This window comes from Nonomuraea sp. NPDC049655, assembly GCF_044465465.1.
In the GTDB taxonomy this organism is placed as follows: domain Bacteria; phylum Actinomycetota; class Actinomycetes; order Streptosporangiales; family Streptosporangiaceae; genus Nonomuraea.
The window spans coordinates 1-24,231 of sequence record NZ_JBITLS010000029.1 but is presented as its reverse complement, the minus strand read 5'-3'; the positions used below and the strand labels follow the sequence as shown (position 1 = coordinate 24,231).

The window sequence follows — 24,231 nt, the reverse complement described above, 5'->3', positions numbered from 1 at the left end:
GAGCGTAGCAAGCGCTTGGTTTGGTGTACAGGGCCCACGACCGGCCCTCCTCAGTCCTCGACGGCCTCGGGCGACGGACGTCCCTCAGCCTTCGGCGGCCTCGACGTCGGGCGCTTCTCAGCCTTCGACGGCCTTGATGAACAGGTCCCCGGTGGCGGTCTTGACCAGGTCGGCCTTTCCGGTGGCGGGGTCGACGAGGGCCACGTCGGCGGCCCCCTGCATCGTGACCACGATCCGGCCGCCGCCGAACGCGATCCCCCGGTGCGCCGTGTCGGCGAGGTAGTCGCCCGTGAGCCGGCGGTCCCGCGTCTCGTCCTTCGGGGACAGCAGCAGCAACGCCGGGTCGCCGTGGTCACCGCCCAGGGCCGCCACCCGGCCGTCGGCGGAGGCGGCCAGCTCGGCGTCCCAGGGCTCCCGCAGGGCCGTCACGGTGCGGATGACCTTGAGGTCGAGGTCGTAGAAGCGCAGCCGGCCGCATGGCGGCGAGAACACGGCCGGCCCGGTGCCGGGGACGTACACCAGGCTGTCGCCGAAGCCTGCGCAGGGCCTGCCGTCGTCGTCGCGCGGCGGTCGCAGCCGTGCCGCGCTCAGTCTGCGCGCCGTGACGTCGCGGACGACGGTGACCGCGCCGAGGGGCGAGTCGTCCCGGTCGCCGACGTCCTGGCGGCCGGGGCCGTCCGCGTACTCCTCCGGGGCGCCGATGACGAGGCCCACGCCGCCGCCGGCGAGCGGGCCGAGGGCGAGCCGGTCGCCGAACCGGTCGGAGACCTCGGAGCTGCCGGGCACGCCGGGCGTCTCCTGGGTGATCCGCCGGACGAACGCGCCCTTCCTGAACAGGTAGACCGCGCCTCCCGGCCGCTCCCGCGGCGCGCCGATCGCGACGAGGTCGCCGTAGGCGGCGACGGACTCGCCGAAGGCCGCGTCCTCCTGCGGCCGCGGCGAGACGAGCCGGCGCGGCGGCGCGGCGGCCCCGCCGTGCAGGACGTAGACCCCGCCCGCCCCCTTCAGGCCGGCCACGGTCAGGGTACGGGTGCCGACGACGAGGTCCGCGCAGCGGTCGTCGTTGACGTGGGCCATGGTCACCGACCAGCCGAAGCCCTTCATCCGGTTGCCCGGCGGGGTGGGGAGGTGGATGACCTTGCCCGCCGACAGGACGTGCACCCGGCCGGTGGCGCCGAGATAGCCGAGGGCGACGTCGTCGCGGCCGTCGCCGTCGAAGTCGCGGGCGCTCGCCCCGTCGCAGCGGCTGCGCGCCGGCCGCACGACCGGCGGCCGGGTCGCGGCCCGCACGGCCGGGACGTGGGTCGGCACGGTCGGGGTGTGGGGCGGCAGGGGCGAGGCGCGGGTCGGCGAGGTCCTAGGGCTCGGGCTCGTGTCCGGCACGGGGACGGGACCGGGAGCGGCGGCGGGCCCCGGCGCGGAACACGCGGTCAGCGCCCCCACCAGCAACACCACGAGTGGACGGCCCGGGACCCGCATACGACGACCTCCCCTTGTCGATCGCGCCATCCTCGCCCGCGCCTCCGGCTCGCGGCAACCGGGGCCCGGTGCCCGCCCGTCCGACTCCGGACAACCGGGGGCGCCGGTCAGGCGGCGTCGAGGGCGATGCCGTACAGGTGGTCCACCCGGATCCTGATGACCAGGCGGCGTCCCCTGGCCATCTCCGCCAGGAAGGCGGCCTCGTCCGCCGGGTCGGGGAAGCCGCCGGCCATCTCCAGCAGCTCGCGTCCGGTGGCGTCGCCCGGCGTGAGCGACGGCTCGGAGACCTCCGCCCGTCCTTCGGCGACGGCGTACGACAGGACGTCGTCGCCCTGCAGGTGCACCGTCGCCCGCGGGTCGGCGAGCAGGTGGCGCACCTTGACGCGGCCCTCGGCGGAGGAGATGCGCAGGACGCGCTCGGCGGCGTCCCAGCGCAGGGCCATCGAGGCCAGGTGCGGGCGGCCGTCGCGCTTGAGCGTCGCCAGCACGCCGAAGGGCTGGCGGGCGAGGATCCGCAGGAGTTCGTCCTCGGTGAGGGGGCGGGCGCCGGGGCCCTGTCCGGGGCCGTAGGAGGGCTCGGTCATGATGATCGGCTCCGTTTCGCGGTGAGAAGAAGGGGATTCAGCGAGCGGCGGGCTGGTCGATCCGCGACGCGTCGGCGGCCGCGGCGGCCCGGGGCCGGCGCAGGACGGCCAGGGCGACCACGACGGCCGCCGCCAGCAGCCCGGCCGAGGTGGCGAAGGCCAGGTGGTAGCCGCCGGTCAGCGCCGCCGCCTCGGCCGCCCCGCCGGCGCGCAGCTCCTGCGTGCGGGAGGCCGCCAGCGTGGTCAGGACGGCCACGCCCAGCGCCATGCCGATCTGCTGGGTGGTGTTGAACACCCCGGAGGCGAGGCCGGCGTCGTCCGCGCGGGCGGCCGACATGCCGAGCGTGGTCAGCGCCGGCAGCGCCAGCCCGCCACCCGCGATCAGCACCATGACCGGCAGCAGGTCGGTGACGTAGTCGGCGTCCACCGGCACCCGCGTGAGCCAGGCCATCGCGGCCAGCAGCAGCACCAGCCCGGCCAGCAGCACGGCCGGCGCGCCGAAGCGGGCGCTCAGCCGCGCCGACACGAACAGCGACACGCCGCCGATCGCCACGGCCGCCGGGAGCATCGCCAGCCCGGTGGCGAGGGCGCCGTACCCCAGCACCTTCTGCATGTAGAGCGCGACGATGATCTGGAAGGCGAACATCGCCGACAGCGCCAGCATCTGCACGACGTTGGCCCCGGCCACGTTGCGGGAGCGCAGCACGCGCAGCGGCATCAGCGGCGTGCGCGCGGTGGCCTGGCGCACGAAGAAGCCGGCGAGCAGGGCCAGCGACACCGCGCCGAACGCCAGGGTGTGCACGGCGAGCCAGCCGTGCTCCTCGACCTTGACCACGGTGTAGATGCCCAGCATCAGGCCCGAGGTGACCAGCAGCGCGCCGGTCACGTCGGCGCCCCGCGCGAGGCCGAGGCCCCGGTCGGCGGGCAGCGCGGGCAGCGCCAGCACGATCGTCGCCAGCCCGATCGGCAGGTTGATGAAGAAGATCCAGTGCCAGCTCAGCGCGTCGGTGAGCACGCCGCCGAGCACCTGCCCGATCGACGCGCCGGCCGCGCCGGTGAAGCTGAAGACCGCGATCGCCCGCCCCCGCTCGCGCGGCTCGGTGAACAAGGTCACCAGGATGCCGAGCACGACGGCCGAGGCCATCGCGCTGCCGACGCCCTGCAGGAACCGGGCGGCGATGAGCAGGCCCTCGCTGTTGGCCAGGCCGGCCAGCAGGGACGCGCCGGTGAACACCGCGTTCCCGGCCAGGAACATCGTCCGGCGGCCCACGAGGTCGCCGAGCCGTCCGGCCAGCAGCAGCAGCCCGCCGAACGCGAGCAGGTACGCGTTGACCACCCAGCTCAGCCCGGCGGGGGAGAACCCCAGGTCGCGCTGGATGGCGGGCATGGCCACGGTGACGATGCTGCCGTCGAGGATGGTCATCAAGGCGGACGTCGACAACACGGCCAGGGCGGTGCGCCGGGAGGTGAGGGACATGGTCGTCTCCTGTTTCAAGGGGTGCAACAGGAGAGACCGTAGCAGATAGTTCCGTTACAGACGATATGTCACGGAACTACTTAGCCGCGTTCCCTGGCCCGCCGGACCGGCTGTGGCGCCTCGGCCGGGGTCTCCAGGTGGCCGGTGGCCAGCCGGTTCAGGGCGCGTACCAGCACCTCCCGCTCGTCGTCCGGGATCGAGCCGAGGGCCGCGGTGTGCACGCCGTCCACGATCTCCTGGCTGCGCCGCGCCACCTGGGCGCCCTTCTCGGTCACGGCGATGATCCGGGCCCGCCGGTCGGTGCTCGACGGCCGCCGCTCGGCCAGCCCGGCCTTCTCCAGGGCGTCGACGGTGACCACCATCGTGGTCTTGTCCATGTCGCCGATCTCGGCGAGCTGGATCTGTGTGCGCTCCTCCTCCAGCGCGTGCACGAGCACGCAGTGCATGCGCGCGGTCAGCCCCAGCTCGGCCAGGGCCGCCGCCATCCGGGTGCGCAGCACGTGACTGGTGTGGTCGAGCAGGAACGACAGGTCATGCTCGGTGCGGGAGGGCGCCATCGAAGTCATGTCATCGAGGCTACCAACTCATCCCGTAGCGGATTATCCGCTGAAGAACGTCCACCCTGACGGTCTAGCGCAAGTTGATCTCACTATGTATGTTCGGACCGAAGGAAAGTTTCGTCCATGGAGGCATGGTGGGCAAGAAGTTTCACGTTCTGGCGTTACCGATCGCCGTGGCCGCGCTGGCCGCAGTGGCGTCCCCCGCGCAGGCGGCGACGGGATACGACCGCTGCCAGGAAGGCAACTACTGCCTGTTCTCCGGTCTCGACGGCACCGGCGACATCGTCCAGCTCCAGGCGAGCACGGCCAACCTGGCGGCCCTGGGCATGGGCGACCGCGCCAAGTCCGACTGGAACCGCACCGACACGCTCATCCATCTCTACTCCGAGGCCGACTACGGCGGCTGCTCGGCCGTCACCGGCCCGCGCGGCAAGGGCAACTTCTACATCACCTTCCGCGACTTCTTCGACTCCGTCCGCTTCGGCGGCCCGAACGGCCCCTCCTGCTCCATCGGCGGCGACGAGCTGAGCATCAAGCGCGCCGCGACCACCGACTCCCACGGCTGACCTTCGAACCCTCCGGCCGGCCCCGCGCACCCCGCGGCGGCCGGCCGTCGCCGTTCCCGGCCCGCGAGGGTGTCGCGTCGATCGTTCCGCTCGTACGCTCCCTCCATGCCGGACCTCGTCTCCCTGATCTTCTTCCTGGCGCTGATCGGCGTGCTCGTGATGCCGGCCTGCGGCGCGACCGTGTTCGCCGCGGAGACCGCCCCGCGCGGGCGGCACGGCCGGATGCACTCCGGCCATCTGGTCGCCGGCGCGTGGGTGGCGGCGGCCGGGACCGCGCAGTCCAGGGCGCGGTACCTCCCGCAGGCGCGGCCGGGGGCGCTCGTCGTGCGGCTCGATCCCGCACGACCGGCGCTCGGGATCGCCGCCGTCCGGCAGGAGCTGCCCGGAACGGACGTCGCCCAGGGCCTGACGCCGGTCCACCCGTTCGACCTCACCGTGTCGAGGGCCGACTCCGCGACGTCCTCCTCCCGCGCCTACATCGGCGACCAGGCGCTGCTGCGCTACCTCACGGGGGACCCGTCGTTCCCGTATGACGAGGGCAGGGCCGTGGCGGTCACGTCCGAGCCGGTCCGGCACGACACCGTCACGATCGAGTACAGCGCCCCCGAGGACCCGCCGGGCGACTCGCCGGGGCGCTCGCGGCCACGGTCAGGTCGCGCCGTCCGGACCGCCTCCTGCTCCGGGCCGGCGGCTCTCCCGCCGCCGCGCGCGGCCTCACCGCCTGCCGGGCGGCCCTGGCGGCGGCCTGCGGCGCGGTGCTGGTCAGGCCCGGCCGCCGCCCGTAGGGCGGTCAGGAGAAGGCGGATTCATCGGTCAGGTCGGCGGAGAGTCTCCACAGGCGGGCGGCGGAGTCCGGGTCGAGGGCCCAGGGTTTGACGCCGCCGATCAGCATGTCGTCGCCCGTCGCCGGCTCGGCCAGGTCGCAGTCCTGGCAGTAGGCGCCGCCGTGCGCGTCCAGCAGAGGTGACGTGGCCGCCCACACCGCGGTCGCCGCGCCCTGTTCCGGGGTCTTGAAGCCGTCGGCCCGGCGTCCGTCGGCCGTGATCCAGCCCTGGGCGACCTGTTCCTCGTGCGGGATGCGGCGCTGCAGCGGGGTGAGGATGCTGCCCGGGTGCACGGCGAAGGCCCGCAGGCCGTCGGCCGCGCCGAGGGCGTCGAGATGGACGGCGAACAGGGCGTTGGCCGTCTTGGACTGCCCGTAGGCCGCCCAGTGGTCGTGGCCGTGGCGGAAGTGCGGGTCGTCCCAGCGGATGTCGGACAGGAAGTGCCCCGAGGAGGAGACCGACACCACCCGGGCCCCGGCGAGCGCCGGGCGCAGCCGGTTGACCAGGGCGAAGTGGCCGAGGTGGTTGATGGCGAGATGCGCCTCCCAGCCGGGGCCGACCGGCCGGTGGGGGTAGGCCATGACGCCCGCGTTGCCGATGACGACGTCCAGGCCGCGGCCGGTCTCCAGGAACCGGTCGCCGAAGGCGCGGACGCTGCCGAGGTCGGCCAGGTCCAGCTCGGCCACCTCCGTGCGGGGGAGGTCGCGCAGCGCGTCCCGCGCCACGCCGGGACGGCGGGCGGGCACGACGACGTGCGCTCCCGCCCGTACCAGCGCGCGGGTGGCCGCCAGGCCGAGGCCCGAGTAGCCGCCGGTGATCAGGACGTTCCGGCCGGACAGGTCGATGCCGGCCAGGACGTCGTCGGCCGTGCTGTGCGCGCCGAAACCCGAGCCGATTTTTTGTTGGGTACGTGCCATGCCCTCGACCGTAGAATCTAGAGTGCAATCTAGGTCAAACTATGGCGAGGTGCCATGAGCAGGGACGCGGACCGCCTGTCCATCGGGGACGTCGCGCGGGCCACCGGGCTCGGCGTCCACGCGCTGCGCTTCTTCGAGCGCGAGGAGCTGTTCCTGCGCCCGATCCCGCGTACGGCGGGCGGGCAGCGGGCCTACGACCGGGCCGACGTGGAGTGGCTGCTGCTGTGCAACCGGCTGCGGGAGTCCGGCATGCCGATCGCCACCCTGCGCAGGTTCGCCCACCTCGTACGCTCGGGGCCGGGCAACGAGCCGGAGCGGCTCGCGCTGCTGGAGGAGCACGAGCGGGCCGTCCGCGACCGGATCGCCGACCTGACGGCGAGCCTGGACATCATCCACGGCAAGGTCGTCGCCTACCGCCGGCACGTCCGGGACGGGACCGCGGCCGGGGTCTGGTCGCCGACGCCTTCGCCTTGAGCGGCGGCCCGGCTGTCCTAGGATCAAGGACCCATGAGCCGGTTGCCCACGCTGTCCGCCACGGAGATCCGCGCCGAACGCCTGCTGCTGCGCAAGGCCCACGACGGCGACCGGGACGGCCTCGTCGAGCTGATGACCGACCCCGAGGTGCGCGAGCACCTGGGCGGCCCGCGCCCTCGGGACGACGTGGAACGTTTCCTCGACGCCGCCGGAACCGCCGCCGCGACGGCCGCGCCGGGCGGCTACGTCATCGCCGACCTCGTCACCGACCGGCTGCTCGGGACGCTCGCGCTCGACCGCCGCGCGGCCGACCGCCCCGGGCACGTCACCGGCGACGGCGAGGAGCTGGAGCTGTCCTACGTGCTGCGCCGCCCGGCCTGGGGCAGCGGGTTCGCCCACGAGGCGGCGACGGCCGCGCTGCGCGCCGCGGCGGCCGAGCTGCCCGACCAGCCGGTGGTGATCGTCACCCGGACGGCGCACGGAAGATCGCTGAGACTGGCCGCCCGCCTGGGCTTCCGGCCGGTCGCCGCCTTCGAGGAGTTCGGCGCCGAGCAGACCCTCTGCGCCGCCCGGCTGTCCTGGTTCGAGGGCTGACCTCACCGCCGGCGGGCCGGCTCCTCCGGGGTGAGCAGGAGGGCCATGATGCGGTCGAGCGCGGCCAGGTCGCCGGGGTCCAGGGCCAGCAGGGAACGCGGCGGACGGGCCAGGATGCGCTCGGCCTCCTCGGCGGCGGCCGTCCCCGCCGGGGTGAGCGTGACGATCTTGCTGCGGCGGTCGTCGGGGGAGACGCTGCGGGTCACGTGGCCGCGCCGCTCCAGGTCGTCGACCATCAGGGTGGTGTACGGCTTGTCGGTGGACAGCTCGGCGGTCAGCTCCCGCATGCTCATCGGCCCGGCCAGCAGGCGGCGCAGCGCCTTGACCCGGAAGAAGCTCATGCCGAGCGTCTCGGCCACCTCCTTGCGGCGGTCCTCCTGCCGCAGGACGAGGTCGTACATCGCCGCCCAGACGCGGGCCACGGCGTCGTGCCCGGAACTGCCGGGACTGCCGGAGGTGTCGGTCATACAGCGTCCGCCGTTCTGTCGGGTGCGTGGGCGAGCCGTTCGGCGGTACGGGTGGCGCTGCGGCGGGCCCAGCCGGTCGTGGTCAGGATACCGAGCAGCAGGATGGCCAGCCCGCACCCGGCGACGATCCACCAGCCGATGTGGCTGGCCTGCGGGAACCCGGCGGCGAACGGGCCGGCCACCGCCGAGGTGACCAGCGAGCCGATGACCGCGACGCCGAGCGACTGGCCGATCTGGCGGCTGGTGGAGGCCACCGCCGCGGCCACGCCGGCCTGGGCGCGCGGCATGCCGGACACGGCGGTGTTGGTGATAGGCGCGTTCAGCATGCCGAAGCCCACCCCGAACAGCACGTACGCGGCCATGAGCCGCCAGGTCGGCGTGTCCGCCGCCAGCCCGGTCATGATCAGGCCGCTGGCCGCCATGGTGACCCCGGCCACCACCAGCGGGACGCGCGGCCCGGCGGTCCCGACGATCCGGCCCGACAGCGGCGCGCAGACCACGGTGAGCCCGGCCATGGGCAGCGTGTAGAGGCCGGCGTGCAGGGCGGACAGGCCCAGCACGTCCTGGAGGTAGAGGGTGTTGACGAACAGGAACCCGGCCAGCGCGGAGAAGCCGCACACCGCGATGACCGTGGCTCCGGTGAACGGCGCGCTGCGGAAGAAGCGCAGGTCGATCAGCGGGTCGGTGCGGCGCAGCTCGTACGGCGCGAGGACGGCCAGCGCCAGCGCCGCGACCGCGAAGCAGCCCAGCGTGCGCGGGGACGCCCAGCCGGCCGCCGGCGCCTCGATGAAGCCGTACGTCAGGGTGGCCAGCAGCACGATGACCAGCGTCTGCCCGACCGGGTCCACCCGGCGCGGGCGCGGCGCGCGCGACTCGGGCACGAACAGCGCGCAGAGGGCGAACGCGGCCAGGCCCACCGGGATGTTGATCCAGAAGATCGCCTGCCAGCCGACCGAGTCCACCAGCGTGCCGCCGACCAGCGGGCCGAGCGCCATGCTGATGCCGATCACGCCGCCCCACACGCCGATCGCGCGGGCCCGCTCGCGCGGCTCGGTGAAGGTGTTCGTGATGATCGACATGGCGACCGGGTTGAGCATGGACCCGCCGACGGCCTGCAGCGCCCGCGCCGCGATCAGCCAGCCGAGGCCGGGCGCGAGCGAGCACATGAGCGAGCCGAGCGTGAACAGCGCCAGCCCCGTCTGGAACGTGCGCCGGCGGCCGACCCGGTCGCCGGTCGAGCCGGCCAGCATGAGCAGGCTCGCCAGGACCACCGTGTAGGCGTCGATGATCCACTGGAGGCCGGACATGGAGGCGTTGAGGTCGCGGCGGATGGCCGGCAGCGCGATGTTCACGATCGTGTTGTCCAGCCCGACGATGAACAGGCTCATGCAGCAGATGGCCAGCACGAGCATCCGCCGGCGGGGGCTGAGCGCGGGGGCGGGGGACAGGGGCGCTCTACTCGTTATAGGCATATAACGATTATATTCGCACAACTAAACACATGTCCGCCCCGCCCCCTGAAACGCCGTGAGGCCCCTGGCAGCCGGACGGGCTGCCAGGGGCCTCACGACTCAGTCGAGGAAGGTCGCGGCGGCCACCGTGAGCGCGGTCACCGCGTACACCGACACCTCCTCGGGCAGCAGGAGGATCGCCAGCACGTCCACCACGGCCAGCATTCCGACGACCGCCCACGTACGCGGCCTGCGCAGGATCTCCGTCAGCCGGCTCATGGCTTGTGGAACTTGAACCAGTTGGTGAACGACCAGGTCGCCTTGGGTTGTGTGGTCATGTTCTTCGCACCTCTCAGCACTTCGGTGCCCATCGGCAGTTTCACCCCCGCCTGGGCCTTGGCCAGTTCCTGGCCCGCCTTCAGATAGCGGCCGGCGCCGCCCAGCGCCGCCCCGGTGAGCCCGGCGAAGGCCAGGCCGGTCACGCTGAACCGGTCGGAGCCCGCGTTCTGCACCGAGTAGCTCGCCATGCCGACCGCGGCCCCCAGCGCCACGCCGCACACCACGGTCACGCCGCACGCCGCCACCGCGACCGCGCCGACGACGCCGACGGCCACCGCCGCCACCGTCCGGCCCCACCGGTCCCACCAGCCGCGCTTCTTCTTCTGCTTCTCCTTCTGCAGCGCCTCCTGCGCCTGCCTGAGCTTGGCCTGCTCCTCGGCCAGCGCGTCGCTGATGCGCTTGTTCTCGGCCATCAGCTCCGCGATGCGCTGGGCCGCGGCCGGATCGGTGTACCGCAACATGCACGACTGGCTCGTGCACGCCCCGGGGTTGCTGGTGCCGCCGCTGCTGCGCCCGGTGCCGCCGCCCCTGGAAGGAGCGGGGGACGGCGCGGCGCCGACGGAAGTCAGCTGCACCTGCGCCGGCGCGGGCGGGGGCGGCGGCTGGATGGGCCGGCCGTCGGGACGGATGCCCATGTCCTTGCACTCCTGGCCGTCGCAGACGCGCAGGCCGGTCGGGTCGGACCAGGCGACGGGGTTGTTGCTCGCGTAGGCGTAGCCGTTGATCTGCTGCGGATCCGTCAGGTCCATGACCGGGTCGGCCGAGACGAACCGGCCGGTGGCCACGTCGTACTCGCGCGCGCCCAGGTGGGTCAGGCCCGTCGAGTCGTCCACGGTGCCGCCGACGAACCCCTTCTGGCTCGGCCAGGACGCCGGCGCGCCGCCCCGGGACCCGCCGTAGGGGGTGGTGGACCTGCGGCCGTACGCCAGCGTGGTGGCGTTGACCACCAGCTCCTCGGTGTCGTGCCGGTCGCCGAGCAGGTAGTTGACCTTCCCGTCGCCGGTGCGCACCACCGTGGCCCGCGGGCCCTCGTAGTAGCGGGTGCCGCTCACCTTGCCCCCGGCCAGCGTCAGCTCCTGGCCGTCGAGGTAGAGGGTGACCGAGCCGGGGTCGCGGCGGATGATCCGGTTGCCGTCGGCGTCGTGGACGAAGGTGCTCGTCCTGCCCGCGACGGTGGAGGCGCTCAGGTCGCCCTCGGCGTTCCAGGTCAGGGTCTGGTCGCCGAGCGCGGTGACGCGCCGCCTGGTGTTGCCGGTGGCGTCGTACTCGTAGGTGTCGGTACGCGCGCCGGGCCCGGTCGTCTCCACCTTCTGCAACGTGTGCGGCTGCGGCCGGCCGGCGGCGGGGTAGGTGTAGACCCGGGTGACGTCGCCCGCCCCGCCGTGCTGGACCTCCTTGGTCCGGTTGCCCACCACGTCGAAGGCGAACGACTGCCAGTAGGGGGCCGGCCCGCCGACCGTCGAGGCCGACGGGGCCGCCGCGCAGTCGTCCGTGGCGGTCCACGCCTCGGTCAGCCGGCGCCGGTGGTCGTAGGCGTAGCACTGGGTGTCGGTCGCGGACCTGTCGTCCCGGTCGTCCCGGACGCTGGTGACGTCGCCCGCCGGGTTGTAGGTGAACACCGCGTCGTCCATGGTCTGCGGCCCGCTCTTCTCCCGGTCGTCGACCGACCGGGCCAGGCGGCGGGTGGCGTCCTGGTACTCCAGGGTGCGCACGACCCGGGCGCCCACGTCGCCGAGCACCGTCTGCAGGACCTCGCCGTAGGGCGAGTACTGCGTGCCGCCGACGTACACGCGGGAGCCGTTGTCGAGGGAGGCGAGTGCGCCCAGGCGGGTGTAGCCGGGCCGGACGGTCTCGGCGGGCAGCCCGCCGGCCGCCTGGTAGGACGTCGAGGCCGGCAGCCCGCTGACCGGCCGGTACGTCGTGCCGACGGTGTACGTCCCGGCCAGCAGCCCCTCCGACGGCGGGATCGTCACCGTCGTGCCGGTCTGGCGGCCCGCGGCGTCGTAGCCCTTGACCGCGGTGACGTACGCGCCGCCCTCGTCGTACCGGGTGGAGGAGGCGGGCAGGCCCTTGCCTCCGGGCAGGGTGTCGTAGGCCCACTCGGCGAGCCTGGCGGCCCCCTGCGCGACCGACGTCTTGCGGCCGAGCTCGTCGTAGGCGTACGTGAGCGTGACGCCGCGGGCGTCGGTGGTGCCGGTGCGGCGGCCGGCCGCGTCGTAGGTCCAGCGGGTCAGGCCGACGTCCGGGTCGGACAGCGACGTCCTGCGCCCGCGCAGGTCGTAGGTGTAGGCCCAGGTGTTGCCTGCCGGGTCGACCACCTTGGTCACCCGTCCCCCCTGGTCGTAGTCGTAGGTCGTGACGTCGGCCCGTGGGTCGGCGAAGTCGGCGACGCGGCCGGGGTACTGCCGCAGCTCGGTCGTCCGGCCCCGGACGTCGGTCACCGCCAGCGTCGCGGCGGCGCCCTCCGGCGGGACGGTCGCGGTGTAGTTGCCGCCGTAGGAGGTGGTGCCGCGCCACTTCTCCACGTTCAGCGACTTGAAGATCTCGGCCGTCTGGCGGCTCTGACCGTCGTACTCGGTGACGGTCTGCGCGGGCACCACGTTGTCCGGGGCGCCGAACAGCGACGTGTCCGGCGCGGAGGCGTTCCAGTAGGTGGCGTTCGTCTTCCACGGCCGGCCGTGGGAGTCCAGGAACGTGTCGGTGACCAGACGGCCGCCGCCGTGGGCGTCCTGCTGGGTCTGCCGCTCGCGCAGCAGGCCGTCGTACAGGGTGGTCGTCGCCTTGTAGGAGCCGTCGTCGAGCAGCTCCTTCTTCGTCACCGCCGTCGGCGCGGTGGCGGAGATGGCGTAGCCGTAGACGATGTCGGCGGCGGTGCTCCGGTCGTGGCCCGGCAGCCACACCTTGACCAGCCGGCCCAGCGCGTCGTGGTCGGTGAAGGTGGTGCGGCCGTTGGTGTCGGCCGAGGACAAGGTCAGCCCGCGCACGCCGTCCAGGGTCGTGGTGGTGGTGAAGCCCTTGGGATCGGTGACGGTCGTGCCCGTCGGCAGGCCGGTGGCCGGGGTGTAGGCGGTGGTGGTCAGGTGGCCCAGCTCGTCGGTCGTGCCGGTGGTCCGGCCGTAGGCGTCGTAGGTCGCGGTGGTGGCCACGTGCACGGGGGTGGCGCCGTCGAGGTGGTCGAGCGTCTCGGTCCGGGTGGCGTGCGCCTGGCCCGGCTTCGGCGCGGCCCCGAGAGCCTGGCCGTCGTAGAAGGTGCGGGTCTCGGAGAGCACCGCGCCGGGCGCGGCGCAGGTGCCGCCCGTGGTCCTGACCACCGACGGGTACGACACCAGCCAGGCGGCGGTGTCCCGGGCGGTGTAGGCGGTGGTGACGCACTCCTCGTCACCGGTGACCGCCGTGTCGCCCTGGTCCGCGGACGACAGCACCTGGCCCAGGTCGTCATGGGTGTAGTCGGCGCGGGTGCGCCGCCAGGCGGTGCCCGTCGCCGTGCTGATCAACGTGCGGCTGCGCTTCACGGACGTCCCGGTCCGCCGGGCGGTGAGCGCCGCCCGGCCCTTCACCGCCCTGGACGCGGTGACCGGCGACGACCACGGCTCGGAGACGGCCGCCGAGGCGAGCGCGCCGCCCTCACCGGTGTAGGTGAGGGTCTCCAGCGTGGTCCCGGCCAGCGCCGGGTCGTCGCTCATCTGGTTGCCCTCGGAGTCGGTCACCGTCCCGCCCAGGCCGCGCAGGTAGACGGTGTCGCTCTGGCTGCGCGCGGACGCGCCGACCTTCGTGCGGACGGTCCGGTAGCCGCGGAACTGGTTGTACGTGCGGTGCTTGTCCAGGGTGAACTCGCTCTCGTCCCGCACCCAGGCCGCGCCGCCCAGGTAGTCGTAGGACGTGACGACGGACTCCGAGCCGGAGCCGGCGACCTTGTCGTCCTCGACCACCTGGGTCACCACGTACTTGTGGAACCAGTCGTTGACCGGCTCGGCGTAGCCCTCGGGCGTCCACCACGACGGGTAGCAGCGCCGGGTGTTGGCCGCCGGGTCCGGCGTGGCGCCGGCCGCGCAGTCCTTGGCCGAGTACGCGACCAGGGTGTCGGCCCCGGTGTCGGTGCCGATCCGGGTGATCCGGTACTTGTACAGCGGCGGGCGTCCCTCGTCGGAGTCCACCCTGTTCTCCATGAGCGTCCCGGCGAACGTGGTCGCGGGCAGGGTGATCGGTTCCCCGCCGCCCGACCCGGTACGGACGATCTTCGCCAGCCACAACCCGGCCGCGGTGTTGTCGCCCGTGCCGGGGAAGTCCTGCGTCAGCGCCCAGGAGTCGACGACCCGGCCGCCCGCCTGCGTGCTGATGGACGTCAGCCGCTTGCGCGTCCAGAACGTCGGCCCGGCCGTCGCGCACTTGGCGCCGCGCGCGCAGTCCTGGTCGACCGGCGTGTCCGGCCAGTTGGCGGCGTGCGCGGCGTCGAAGACGTCGCAGCCGGACAGGCAGCGCTCGGCCACGCCGAAGCTCACCTTCGCCGCGGGGGTCGCGTAGACGTCCGAGGCGCGCAGGCCGTACTCGATGCGGTTGAGGTGACCGGCGCGGACGTAGTCGGCGTTGGCGGTGGGAGAGCCGGCCTTGGCGTAGGAGTTGGTCTGCCGGTCGTAGTAGTAGGCCATGGCGTTGCCGTGCGGGTCCACGACGTAGTCGAGCTGCCAGCGCCAGCCCTGCGCGCAGGAGGAGTCGGCGAAGGCGGCCGCGTGGCAGGGCTCCCCGGCGTGGTTGCCGAAGACCGGCACGGTGTAGGCCGACCCGGTCTCCGGCTTTCCGGCGCTCCAGCCGGGCAGCCGGTTCCTGCCGAACCAGTACTGCGTGCCGTCGGGCCTGGTGATCCGCCAGTACTCGTTGTCGTCGTCGCCGTTGGCGGTGTCGGCGGCGGTGCCGTTGAGGTGCTCGACCTTGGAGCCGTCGTCGTGGGCGGGCCGCCAGACGCCCGAGGCGTCGTCGCGGACGAGCGCGATGGTGGTGCCGTTCAGCGACAGGGTGGCGTTGCCGGACTTCCAGCACAGGTCGCCCGTCCTGGTGCTGTTGTTGGCGCCGTCGCCCTGGTCGTCGGCGCACCCCTGGTAGCCGCGCTCGATGAAGCCCGGCTCGTACTCCCAGCCCTCGCCCAGCCAGGACGGCTGGTTGTTGGTCGAGGCGACCCGGCCGTCCACGGCGGAGGAGGAGTAGGACAGCTCGACGGGCGGGACGAGCCCGCCGGGCACCTGCGGCACCTCGATGCCGTAGGTGTAGCCGAACCCGCCGGAGCTGCCGCCGTCCGACCACGTGCCGGACGGCGCGAGCGAGGTGGCGGCGTAGCTGCCGCTCGCCCCCTTCGGCGCGGCGACCGCCGCGAGCACCGCCCCGCCGGGGGCCGGGACGTCGGCGGTGAGCGTGCCGGCCGCGGTGTCGTTGACCGCCGCGACCGGCGTCCTGGTACGGCACTGCGGCAGGTCGGGCGTCGTCAGCGCGCACCCGGGCAGCGTGACCAGGGACAGGCGCGCGGCCCAGTCACCGCCGAAGGCGCCCCGGACGGCCGCGTACCCCACCTTGACCGACAGCGCGCCCGGCGTGTCGGGCCGGACGGCCAGCAGCAGGCCCGCCACCCCCGCCCTGGCGGCGTCCTCGCGGGAGGACAGCTCGACCTCGGCGGCGGCCGGCCCGTCGGCGGCGGAGGCGGCCACCGTGACCGGCAGGCCGCCCGCCCGGACGCCGTTCCAGCCCGGCGAGCCCGCGCCCGCCCGCGCGACCTGCCGCCCGGCGGCGCGCAGGTCCACCCGCGCCCTGCCCGCCGCGGGCCAGGCCACGGCGGCCGGGGCCCGCCACGCGCGGGTCTGGGAGTCGGACGGCGGCGCCGGGACGTCCCCGCGCACCTTGCCGCCGGTGACGGAGTGCTCCCGCTGCACCGGACGGATCTTGAAGGCCGGCCGGGCGGCCAGCGCCGGCGACGGGTGTAACATCCCCGCCGCCAGCGCGGCCACGACGGCCAGGACTGTCGTTCGCATCATCGTCAGGCCCCGTTTCAGGAGATTCCGGTGATCCAGCCGGTCCAGCCAGGACCGCCGACGTTGACGGCCGGCTCCCGGCCCGCGGGCGAGCCGGCATAGAGGTACAGGCCGTCGGAGAGCGCCGCCGTCTGCGCGGCCACCCAGAAGTCGGGGCCCTCCTTGCCGGCGGCCGGCTGGAAGGTCTTGACCCCCTCGACCTCGACGACCTGGCCCTGGAGGTCGCCGGGCGCGGCGATCCACGGGTGGCTGCCGGCCGGCCAGGGCTCGGCGCCGTAGGGGCGCGGCGCGCCGAGCACGTACGTGCCGGCGTCGTCGAACGAGCCCGGGTAGAGGGTCACCGCGCCGCTGTCACGCCGGCGCAGCACCAGGTCGGCGGCGTTGCCCGGGTCGGGGACGCCGTCGCCGTCGGCGTCGGAGACCACGTCGCCGGGCACGAAGGCGTCGTAGCCGTCCAGGCCGAGCGGCGCCGACCCGGCCGCCCCGGACGGGACGTCGAGGACGCGCGGCGCGGCCAGCTCCCCGTTGCCCGCCAGGGCGAGCATCCCGGCCGCGGTGCCGGTGTAGAGGTCGAGCCGGCCGCCCTCGACCACGATCAGGTCGGCGCCCGGCCGCCCGTCGAGGTTGCCCGGCGCGATGATCCGGGTGGCCGCCGACCAGTCGCCGCCGCCGGGGTGCCGCAGCTCCCGCCTGCCCTCGAAGTTCGGCCAGCCGGTGCCCTCGTTGGGGTACAGCGACAACTTGCCCGAGGCCGAGCGGACGAAGATGTCCTCGTAGCCGTCCTTGCCCATGCCGTCCTCTTGGCCGACGAAGTCGCCGCGGTGGGCCAGCAGCGCGCCGCCGAAGCCGGAGGCGCCCACGTCGGTGCCGCCGTCGGTGGTGCCGTCGCCGCGGCCGGCGTACAGGCGCAGCGTGCCGCTGTTGTTGGTGGCCAGGATGTCGGGCCGGCCGTCGCCGGTCAGGTCGCCGTCGCGGTCGCCGGACACCGTCCCGTCGGGGTCGGCCACGAACACCGGCGGCGCGGTGACGATCAGCGTCGTGTTGGTCGCCGCCTGCGAGGGCGACCCGTCGTACGGCGAGACGTTGCCGGCCACGTCGATGGCCGCGACGTGCAGCCGGTTGTTGGGCCAGCGGTGCGGATAGATCTCGACGGTCGCCGAGCCGTCGGGACCGGCCTTGACCCAGGTGCCGGCCGCGCACCTGCCCCCGCCGACCGACAGCGGGCGGTTGAGCCGGTAGCAGAAGCCGTCCAGGTTGGCGTCGCTGGAGGTCAGCCTGACCTTGCGGGTGTAGCGTGCGGGCACCTCGCCCACGTCGATGCGGCGGCCGTCGGCGGAGGTGACGACCGGCTTGGTCGGAGCGGTCTTGTCCACCTTGAACGGGCAGGAGTTGGTGGACCAGTCGCCGTCCACGCCGTCGGAGACGCTGGCGTGCCACCAGTAGTGGCCGCCGTCCTGGAGCTGGTCGGCGGGCACGGTCACGGTCGCGGTCGACCCGCTCGCCACCGTGCGGGTGTCCGACCGCACGGCCGGGCCGTCGTGGAACCACAGGCCGAAGCCCACGTCGAGGTTGCCGCCGTCGGGGTCGCTGCCCGTCGCGGTCAGCGTGACGTCGGTGTTGCCGACCACCTCCCAGGCGGGGTTCGTGGCGCTGCACGGGATCGGCCGGTCGGAGGAGTTGTTGTTCCACGGCCCCTGGTAGGCGGTCTTGGAGACCAGGCGCGGAGCGCGGTTGTAGGTGACCTGGAGCACCGGGTTGGTGCCGTCCACCTTGAACTTCTTCCACCCGTAGGTGTCGCTCTCGTCGGCGGCGCGCAGCCCGAAGGTGATGTTGCTCTGGCCGTTGTCGGCCGCCTCCTGGACCGCGCCGGCCACCGCCCCGTCGGCGAAGTCCTCGCCGGCCGACCCGCACGAGCCCCAGCCGTGGGCGAAGGACTTGGTCTGCAGGGTGCGGATCCAGCCGGGCTGGTTGTTCCAGGTCACCCAGTTGCCGATGCCGCCGGTCCAGCCCAGGTCCACCGGGCGGGCCGAGCAGCTCCAGGAGGAGACGTTGAAGACGTTGAGGGTGGCCCCGAGGATCCGGGCCCCCTGCAGGCCGTTGATGTTCATCTCGAAGTAGGCGCGGGCGGTCAGGCCGGTGTCGTTCTCGTGGCCGACCCGGGCGACCGGCGGGTTCTCGCTGCCCACCTTGTTGCCGCCGTCGTAGTAGACGGTGTTGGCGACGCCGGAGTTGCTCGCCTTCTTCACCGCGTTGGCCCAGTGGTTGCGGTAGCCGCCGCCGAAGATCGGGTCGATGACCACCGGGTAGACGGTGGCCGGGTCGTCCAGCAGGGCCCTGTCGGGCACGATCCGCAGCGTGCCGCCGCCCGCGCCGGGCTCCACGGTGGCCTTCATCGGCGCGTTGCGGACCGGGCCGTCCTCGTGCGGCTCGGCCGCGGCCAGGCCCTTGGCGGCGGCGGTGTGGGAGGAGTCCCACATGCGCGGCACCGGAGCGGTGAAGACCGGCCTGCCGCCGTCGGCGACGGTGATCCCGCCCTCGGCGGTCGCGGTCACGTCCAGGCCCTCGCCGCGCACGCCCAGCTTCAACGTGCGCACCCGGGGGTCGGCCGCGGCGGCCCGGTCCTTGACGATCAGGTGGTGCACGAAGTTGTCGGGCTCGGCGATCACCTTGAGGTCCACGCCGGGCAGCACGTCGGCGTACGTGGCGGTGTCGCCGTCCAGGACGGGGGCGGGCAGCCGGGACGGCCAGCTCAGCTCCAGCTTCCTGCCGTCCTTGACCAGGGTGGCCAGCGGGCCGGAGCCGCCGCCGGAGAACGTCATCGCGAAGGTCGTGGCCCGGGGGGAGACGGTGCCGTCGGGGTTGCGGCGCAGGGTGTCGTCCACCGGCCGCCAGGAGCCGCCGATCCTGGCGCGTACCGGGCGCAGGTGTTCGCGCCGGGTCAGGGTGCCGTCCGGGTTCGCCAGCAGCTCGCCGGTCTCGGTGCGCGCGGCGTCCACCTCGACCGGTTCGCCGGACGTGCCGGCCTTGGCCAGCGCCGCCGCCTCGGGGGAGGGGGTGGTGTCGGCCAGCGCCGCGGGGGCCGGCGTCATGAGCGGCGCCAGCAGCAGCGCCGCAGCCAGGACGAGCCTCCCGGTCCGGCGCCCGGACGGGGGTCCGCCCGTCCGCGCGACGGCCCTCAGCTTGTCGATCACTTGTGGTTTCCTTTCACCGCGGGGACACGCGCCCTTCCAGGGCACGGCCGTACCGTCGCGGGGAGGTCGTCGGGAGTGGGGGCGTCACACGGCTCGGCCGCGCCGGACGGGTTCGGGTCCGGCGCGGCCGTCGTCAGTTGGCCGCAGGTTCACGGCGTGGTCACGCGCATCACGCTAGGACGGCCGATCCTTGATCCACCCTCGTCGCGTCCTCGCCGCGTCCTCGCCGTCGGACGGCGGCGATCCGCAAGCCGGCGGGGCCGGGAACAAGGGGGAACGCGATGGCCACAGCCTGGTTCGGCATGCTCGGACCGATGGACGTCAGGGTGGCCGGACGCCCCCTCGCGCTGCACGGGCCACGGCAGGAGAGGACGCTCGCCGCGCTGCTGCTCGACGCCGACCGGGTCGTCACCGTCGACCAGCTCGTGGACGTCGTCTGGGAGGAGCCGCCCGCCTCCGCCCGGCGGCAGATCCAGGACCTCGTCACCCGGCTGCGGCGCACCCTGGCCGACGCCGGCGCCGCCCCCGGCCTGATCACCACCCAGCGCGCCGGCTACCTGTTACGCCCCGGCGAGCGCGGCCTGGACGCCCGTGCCTTCGAGAGCCTGACCGCGGCGGCGCGGCAGACCGCCCGCGCCGACCCGGCGGGGGCCGTCGCCGGGTACCGCGAGGCGCTGTCGCTGTGGCGCGGGCCCTTCCTGGCCGGCGTCCGCGGCCGGGCCTTCGAGGGCGCGGCCCGGATCTGGCAGGAACGCCGGCTCGCCGCCGTGGAGGAGTGCCTGGCGCTGGAGCTGTCGCTGGGCCGCCACCACGAGGTCACCGCCGAGGCGCTGGCGCTGGTGGTGCAGCACCCCTACCGGGAGTCCCTGGTCGAGCTGCTGATGCGGGCGCTGCACGGCGCGGGCAGGCTGGCCGACGCCCTCGACGCCTACCGGGCGCTGCGCCGGCGGCTGGCCGACGAACTGGGGCTCGACCCAGGCGCCGGGCTGCGGCGCCTGCACGACACGCTACTACGGTCCCAGACCGTCCCGGCCGCGCCCGCGTCCGGGCACGTCGCGGCGATGCTGCCGCCCGGCGTGTACGGCTTCGCCGGCCGCGCCGCCGAGCTCGCCCGCCTGGACGCCCTGCTCGCCGCGGCGGGTGAGCAGCCGGCCGCCGTGGTCGTCGCCGCCGTGACGGGCACCGCGGGCGTGGGCAAGACGGCGCTGGCCGTCCACTGGGCCCACCGCGTCCGCGACCGGTTCCCCGACGGTCAGCTCTACGTGAACCTGCGCGGGTTCGACCAGAGCGGGCGGCCGATGACGCCGGTCGAGGCGATGCGCGTCTTCGGCGACGCGCTGGGCGCGCCGGCCAACCGCGTGCCGGCCACCCCGGAGGCGTGGACCGGGCTCTACCGCAGCCTGCTGGCCGGGCGCAGGATGCTGATCGTGCTGGACAACGCGCGCGACGCCGAGCAGGTACGGCCGCTGCTGCCCGGCGCGCCCGGCTGCCTGGTGCTGGTGACCAGCCGCGACCAGCTCCCGGGTCTGGTGGCCGCCGAGGGAGCGCACCCGCTCCGGCTGGACCCGCTGTCCGTGCCCGAGGCGCGGGAGCTGCTGGCCCGGCGGCTGGGCGGTGAACGGGTGGCCGCCGAGCCTGACGCGACGGCCGAGATCATCGACCGGTGCGCGCGGCTGCCGCTGGCGCTGGCCGTCATCGCGGCCCGCGCGGCCACCCACCCGGGTTTCCCGCTGGCGGCCATCGCCGGGGAGCTCCCCGCCGTCCACGCCGTCCGCACCGACCAGGACGGCGACCTGAACGCCAATCTGAACGCCAATCTGAACGCCAACCTGGACGCCTTCGACGCCGACGGCCCCGGCACGCAGGTCCGTCTCGTCTTCTCCTGGTCCCATCAGGGGCTCAGCGGCGGGGCCGGGCGCCTGTTCCGGCTGCTCGGGCTGCATCCGGGGCCCGACCTCAGCCTGCCGGCCGCGGCCGGGCTGGCGGGCCTGCCGGTGGCGCGGGCGCGGCCGTTGCTGGGCGAGTTGTGCCGCGCCCATCTGCTCAGCCAGCACGTCCCCGGCCGCTACAGCTTCCACGACCTGCTGCGGGTTCACGCCGTGGAGCTCGTCCAGGAGCTCACCCCCGAGGCCGAACGCCGTGCCGCGACGCGCCGTCTCCTCGACCACTACCTGCACAGCGCCCGCACCGCCGCCACCCTCCTCAACCCCCACCGCGACCCGCCCCCCGCGACCCCGTACGAGGAGCCGCCCCCTGACGCCGGGACCGCCTTCGAGGAGTCAGCGGGCGGGGCGCTGGACTGGTTCACCGCCGAGTGCGCCGTGCTCGTCGCCGCGGTCGCGCGGGCCGCGGCCCTGGGCTTCGACACCCACGCCTGGCAGCTCGCCTGGACCCTGGCCGACTTCCTCGACCGGCGCGGCATGCGGCACGAGCACCTGGCCGTCCAGACCGCCGCGCTGGCCGCCGCGCGGCGCGGCGGCGACCGGCTCGGGCAGGCGTGCGTCCACGGCAACCTCGGCTGGGCCAACACCGCGATCGACCGCTTCGAGGACGCCCGCACCCACTTCCGGCTCGCCCTCGACCTGTACGACGAACTGGGCGACCCGACCGGCCAGGCCCGCGTCCACGGCAACCTGTCCACGATGTACAGCCGTCAGGGCCGCCACCAGGACGGCCTGGACCACGCCGCCCAGGCCCTCACCCTGTACCGCGCGGCCGGCCACCTGACCGGCCAGGCCCGCGCATTGAACGCGGCCGGCTGGTTCCACGCCCAGCTCGGCGACCAGGAACAGGCGCTCGACCATTGCCGCCAGGCGCTCGACCTGCACCGGCGGCTCGGCGACGTCCTCGGCCAGGCCAACGCCTGCGACAGCCTCGGCTACGCCTGCCACCGTCTGGCCCGCCACGAGGAGGCCGCCTCCTGGTACGGACGCGCTGTCGAGCTGTTCCGCGAGGCCGGCGACCGCTACCACGAGGCCGACACGCTCATCCGCCTCGGCGACACCCTGCACGCGTCCGCCCTCCCGGACGCCGCCGCCGACACCTGGCGCCAGGCCCTCACCCTCCTGGAAGACCTCGCCCACCCCTCCGCAGCCCAAGTCAGAACCCGCCTCACGGGCTGACCCGTACGCCCCCGGACAGCTGTCCCGACGCGGCGAGAAGGGCGTCCCAGCCCTCGAACGCGAACCGCCCATCGACACACGGCCTCCCTCTGATCGTCGCGAACAACACCTTCCGGTGATCGCAAACCGACAGAACCGGGGGCTGAGTACGACGGGTCCATCCTGTCTGAGCCGGATTCGTCCGCGGTCGAACACTCCCCGGAGCCGTCAGCGAGCGTGAACGCCGAACGCTCCGGCCGAAGAGCGCTCACCTCGGCCCGCGTCGGGAGCATACGACGGCATCGTTACGGAGCGCTTAGCAAGCTTCGAGAACGAAGAACAAGAAGCACAGGAACCTCGTGCGAGTGGGCTCGAACTCGCGGAGCTCCTCGGCGAACAGTTCGCGGGCTTCCGGCGCGAACGGCGGTTCGCTGATGACGCTGATACGAAAGCCCGCCGCACTGAAGGCTTCGGTCATCGCGTGCAGGGGCCGGTGCCAGAAACGCATCTGGACGGTCTGCCCGCCCATGGTCCATTCGTCGGTCCGGCTGCGGGTCTCGAAGTAATTGGGCTTCTCCCCGGCCATGTGCTGAAAGAGGGTGACGCTGAAAGGATGGTCGACCGAGACGAGGAGCCGGCCGCCAGGCTTCAGCACGCGTCTCAGCTCGGCCAGTGTCGGGCCCCAGTCTTCCAGGTAGTGCAGCACCAGGGACGCGATGACGTCGTCGAACGCCTCGTCGGGGAAGGGCAGCGGGCCCGCAAGGTCGGCGACCCGCAGATCGGCGTCGGCACCCAGCCGCCGTCGGGCCTGCTCCAGCATTCCGGCGCTCGCGTCGACGCCGGTCACGACGGCGCCTCGATCGCGCAGCTCGGAGAACAGGGGACCCGCGCCGCAGCCGGCGTCGAGGATGCGCCTTCCGGCCACGTTCCCGGCAAGCTCCAGCATCGCGGGCCGCTCGTAGTACGCGTTGAGAAGACTGGCTTCGTTCTCGGCCGCATACCCCTCAGCCATCCTGTCGTAGTCGTTGAGTGAGGAGGGGTTCGCGGTCTCAACGTGATCATTGGGCATGGCAGACATGTGGGCCATTGTCGCCCAGCAGTCTCGGCGGCACAGACATACGGCAGATCTTGGTCAAGCACGCAAACGGCATGACATCCTGCCCGCCGACGAATGCGGCAGATCGAGCGGGCCGAAGTAGCCCCTTCTCGCTGCTCGTATGCGCGGACCTTGCCTCAAACGCCCATCCGCCGTCTGAAGCGCTCTCTTGACGTATCAAATGAATGCTTTTTTAATTCGGGTGAGGGTGCGATTCACCTCAGATCGACTCCGACCGGTTCATCGACGTCAGGGATGGAGCTGCGAGATGACCGTGGACGACCGCTTCGGCCCGGAGCTGGAAGAGACGCGCAGGAACCGGCTGCGCGGCACCGTCAGCGAGATCGTCACCGATCCGGTCTCCGACTGGGCCACCGACTTCTCCCACGTCGACCCCCAGTGGGCCGCGGACCCGTACCCCATCCAGGACGACCTGCGGCAGCGTTGCCCGATCGCGCACACCGACCGGTTCGGCGGGGTGTGGCTGCCGACCCGGTACGAGGACGTCGCCGCCATCGCCTACGACACCGAGCGGTTCTCCTCCCGGGCCGTCGTCGTCGGCAACGTCAAGCCGCCCCGGGAGCTCGCGCCGGTGGGCGGGGTCCCGCCGATCTCGTCCGACCCGCCCTTCCACCACGACGCGCGCAAGTTACTGCTGCCCGCCTTCACCAAGACGGCGGTCGCCAAGCGGGAGGCGAGCACCAGGGCGTTGTGCCACGAGCTGATCGACGGCCTCGAAGGGCGGGAGGTCGTGGACGCGGCCCGCGAGTACGCCCAGGACATCCCGATGCGGGTGATCGCCGACATGCTGGGCTTCCCGCCCGAGGACGCCGACCGGTTCCGGCAGTTCGTGGAGAACGCCCTGGAAAGCGTGAACGAGCCCACCGAGAAACGGCTGGAGCGCTTCGCCGAGCTGTCGTCCTACCTGGTCGAGCAGATCCACGACCACCTGGCCCACCCGCGGGACGACCTCACGACGTACCTGCTCGGCGCCGAGCTCAACGGCGCGAAGCTGGACCCCGTCCACGTCGTGGGGACGATGACGCTGCTGCTGATCGCCGGTATCGACACGACGTGGAGTGCGATCGGGGCGTCCC

At 73.7% G+C, this 24,231-nt stretch carries 17 protein-coding genes; 6 read left to right on the top strand and 11 right to left on the bottom strand.

The window, feature by feature from the left end; genetic code table 11:
- Nucleotides 1-117: 117 nt before the first annotated feature.
- The 4 genes from ACIBQ6_RS50085 to ACIBQ6_RS50070 all read right to left on the bottom strand — a co-directional run bounded on the left by ACIBQ6_RS50085 (nucleotide 118) and on the right by ACIBQ6_RS50070 (nucleotide 4,106).
- Nucleotides 118-1,311, bottom strand: coding sequence for an integrin alpha (locus ACIBQ6_RS50085; protein ID WP_397219550.1), 1,194 nt, complete (start codon nucleotides 1,309-1,311; stop codon nucleotides 118-120).
- Between the two features lie 275 nt (nucleotides 1,312-1,586).
- Nucleotides 1,587-2,063 (bottom strand): TIGR03618 family F420-dependent PPOX class oxidoreductase, encoded by a 477-nt coding sequence (locus ACIBQ6_RS50080; RefSeq protein WP_397219549.1) that lies wholly within the window; start codon nucleotides 2,061-2,063, stop codon nucleotides 1,587-1,589.
- Between the two features lie 37 nt (nucleotides 2,064-2,100).
- A complete protein-coding gene (locus tag ACIBQ6_RS50075) occupies nucleotides 2,101-3,540 on the bottom strand; it encodes an MFS transporter (RefSeq protein ID WP_397219548.1) in 1,440 nt (479 codons plus the stop codon).
- An 80-nt stretch (nucleotides 3,541-3,620) separates the two neighbouring features.
- Entirely contained in the window at nucleotides 3,621-4,106 is a 486-nt protein-coding gene (locus ACIBQ6_RS50070) for a MarR family winged helix-turn-helix transcriptional regulator (protein ID WP_397219547.1), read from the bottom strand.
- 125 nt (nucleotides 4,107-4,231) lie between these two features.
- Here ACIBQ6_RS50070 and ACIBQ6_RS50065 point away from each other — a divergent pair, with 125 nt between their 5' ends.
- Both ACIBQ6_RS50065 and ACIBQ6_RS50060 read left to right on the top strand, forming a co-directional pair.
- Nucleotides 4,232-4,666 carry a peptidase inhibitor family I36 protein gene (locus ACIBQ6_RS50065; protein ID WP_352325303.1) on the top strand — a complete coding sequence of 145 codons (435 nt, stop codon included), beginning with the start codon at nucleotides 4,232-4,234 and terminating at the stop codon, nucleotides 4,664-4,666.
- A gap of 105 nt (nucleotides 4,667-4,771) precedes the next feature.
- Nucleotides 4,772-5,542, top strand: a complete 771-nt coding sequence (locus ACIBQ6_RS50060) for a hypothetical protein (RefSeq protein ID WP_397219546.1) — start codon at nucleotides 4,772-4,774, stop codon at nucleotides 5,540-5,542.
- Here the strand turns inward: ACIBQ6_RS50060 and ACIBQ6_RS50055 are convergent.
- The gene (locus tag ACIBQ6_RS50055) at nucleotides 5,457-6,407 is read right to left on the bottom strand and encodes an SDR family NAD(P)-dependent oxidoreductase (RefSeq protein WP_358302669.1); all 951 of its coding nucleotides are present in this window, start codon (nucleotides 6,405-6,407) and stop codon (nucleotides 5,457-5,459) included. The two genes, ACIBQ6_RS50060 and ACIBQ6_RS50055, sit on opposite strands and share 86 nt — an antisense overlap.
- 54 nt (nucleotides 6,408-6,461) lie before the next feature.
- On the opposite strand from ACIBQ6_RS50055, the gene ACIBQ6_RS50050 reads away from it, so the two are divergent.
- Together ACIBQ6_RS50050 and ACIBQ6_RS50045 are read left to right on the top strand one after the other, a co-directional pair.
- Nucleotides 6,462-6,881 carry a MerR family transcriptional regulator gene (locus ACIBQ6_RS50050; protein ID WP_397219545.1) on the top strand — a complete coding sequence of 140 codons (420 nt, stop codon included), beginning with the start codon at nucleotides 6,462-6,464 and terminating at the stop codon, nucleotides 6,879-6,881.
- A 33-nt stretch (nucleotides 6,882-6,914) separates the two neighbouring features.
- Nucleotides 6,915-7,475, top strand: a complete 561-nt coding sequence (locus ACIBQ6_RS50045; protein WP_358302675.1) for a GNAT family N-acetyltransferase — start codon at nucleotides 6,915-6,917, stop codon at nucleotides 7,473-7,475.
- 2 nt (nucleotides 7,476-7,477) lie between these two features.
- Here the strand turns inward: ACIBQ6_RS50045 and ACIBQ6_RS50040 are convergent, their stop codons facing one another.
- The 5 genes from ACIBQ6_RS50040 to ACIBQ6_RS50020 form a co-directional block, all read right to left on the bottom strand.
- Nucleotides 7,478-7,942, bottom strand: coding sequence for a MarR family winged helix-turn-helix transcriptional regulator (locus ACIBQ6_RS50040; RefSeq protein ID WP_397219544.1), 465 nt, complete (start codon nucleotides 7,940-7,942; stop codon nucleotides 7,478-7,480).
- Complete coding sequence (locus ACIBQ6_RS50035) at nucleotides 7,939-9,414, bottom strand: MFS transporter (RefSeq protein WP_397219543.1); 1,476 nt, start codon at nucleotides 9,412-9,414, stop codon at nucleotides 7,939-7,941. The genes ACIBQ6_RS50040 and ACIBQ6_RS50035 overlap by 4 nt, the downstream gene beginning before the upstream one ends.
- A 99-nt stretch (nucleotides 9,415-9,513) precedes the next feature.
- Nucleotides 9,514-9,672, bottom strand: a complete 159-nt coding sequence (locus ACIBQ6_RS50030) for a hypothetical protein (protein WP_397219542.1) — start codon at nucleotides 9,670-9,672, stop codon at nucleotides 9,514-9,516.
- The gene (locus tag ACIBQ6_RS50025) at nucleotides 9,669-15,749 is read right to left on the bottom strand and encodes an RHS repeat-associated core domain-containing protein (protein ID WP_397219541.1); all 6,081 of its coding nucleotides are present in this window, start codon (nucleotides 15,747-15,749) and stop codon (nucleotides 9,669-9,671) included. The genes ACIBQ6_RS50030 and ACIBQ6_RS50025 overlap by 4 nt, the downstream gene beginning before the upstream one ends.
- A gap of 14 nt (nucleotides 15,750-15,763) precedes the next feature.
- Nucleotides 15,764-18,937: a DNRLRE domain-containing protein gene (locus ACIBQ6_RS50020; protein ID WP_397219540.1), complete on the bottom strand. Its 3,174-nt coding sequence runs from the start codon at nucleotides 18,935-18,937 to the stop codon at nucleotides 15,764-15,766.
- Nucleotides 18,938-19,218: 281 nt separating this feature from the next.
- On the opposite strand from ACIBQ6_RS50020, the gene ACIBQ6_RS50015 reads away from it, so the two are divergent.
- Nucleotides 19,219-22,059: a BTAD domain-containing putative transcriptional regulator gene (locus tag ACIBQ6_RS50015; protein WP_397219539.1), complete on the top strand. Its 2,841-nt coding sequence runs from the start codon at nucleotides 19,219-19,221 to the stop codon at nucleotides 22,057-22,059.
- Nucleotides 22,060-22,354: 295 nt separating this feature from the next.
- Here the strand turns inward: ACIBQ6_RS50015 and ACIBQ6_RS50010 are convergent, their stop codons facing one another.
- On the bottom strand, nucleotides 22,355-23,125 hold the full coding sequence (locus tag ACIBQ6_RS50010; protein WP_397219538.1) for a class I SAM-dependent methyltransferase: 771 nt from the start codon (nucleotides 23,123-23,125) through the stop codon (nucleotides 22,355-22,357).
- 277 nt (nucleotides 23,126-23,402) lie between these two features.
- Here ACIBQ6_RS50010 and ACIBQ6_RS50005 point away from each other — a divergent pair.
- A partial coding sequence (locus ACIBQ6_RS50005; RefSeq protein ID WP_397219537.1) for a cytochrome P450 occupies nucleotides 23,403-24,231 on the top strand: 829 nt, incomplete at its 3' end.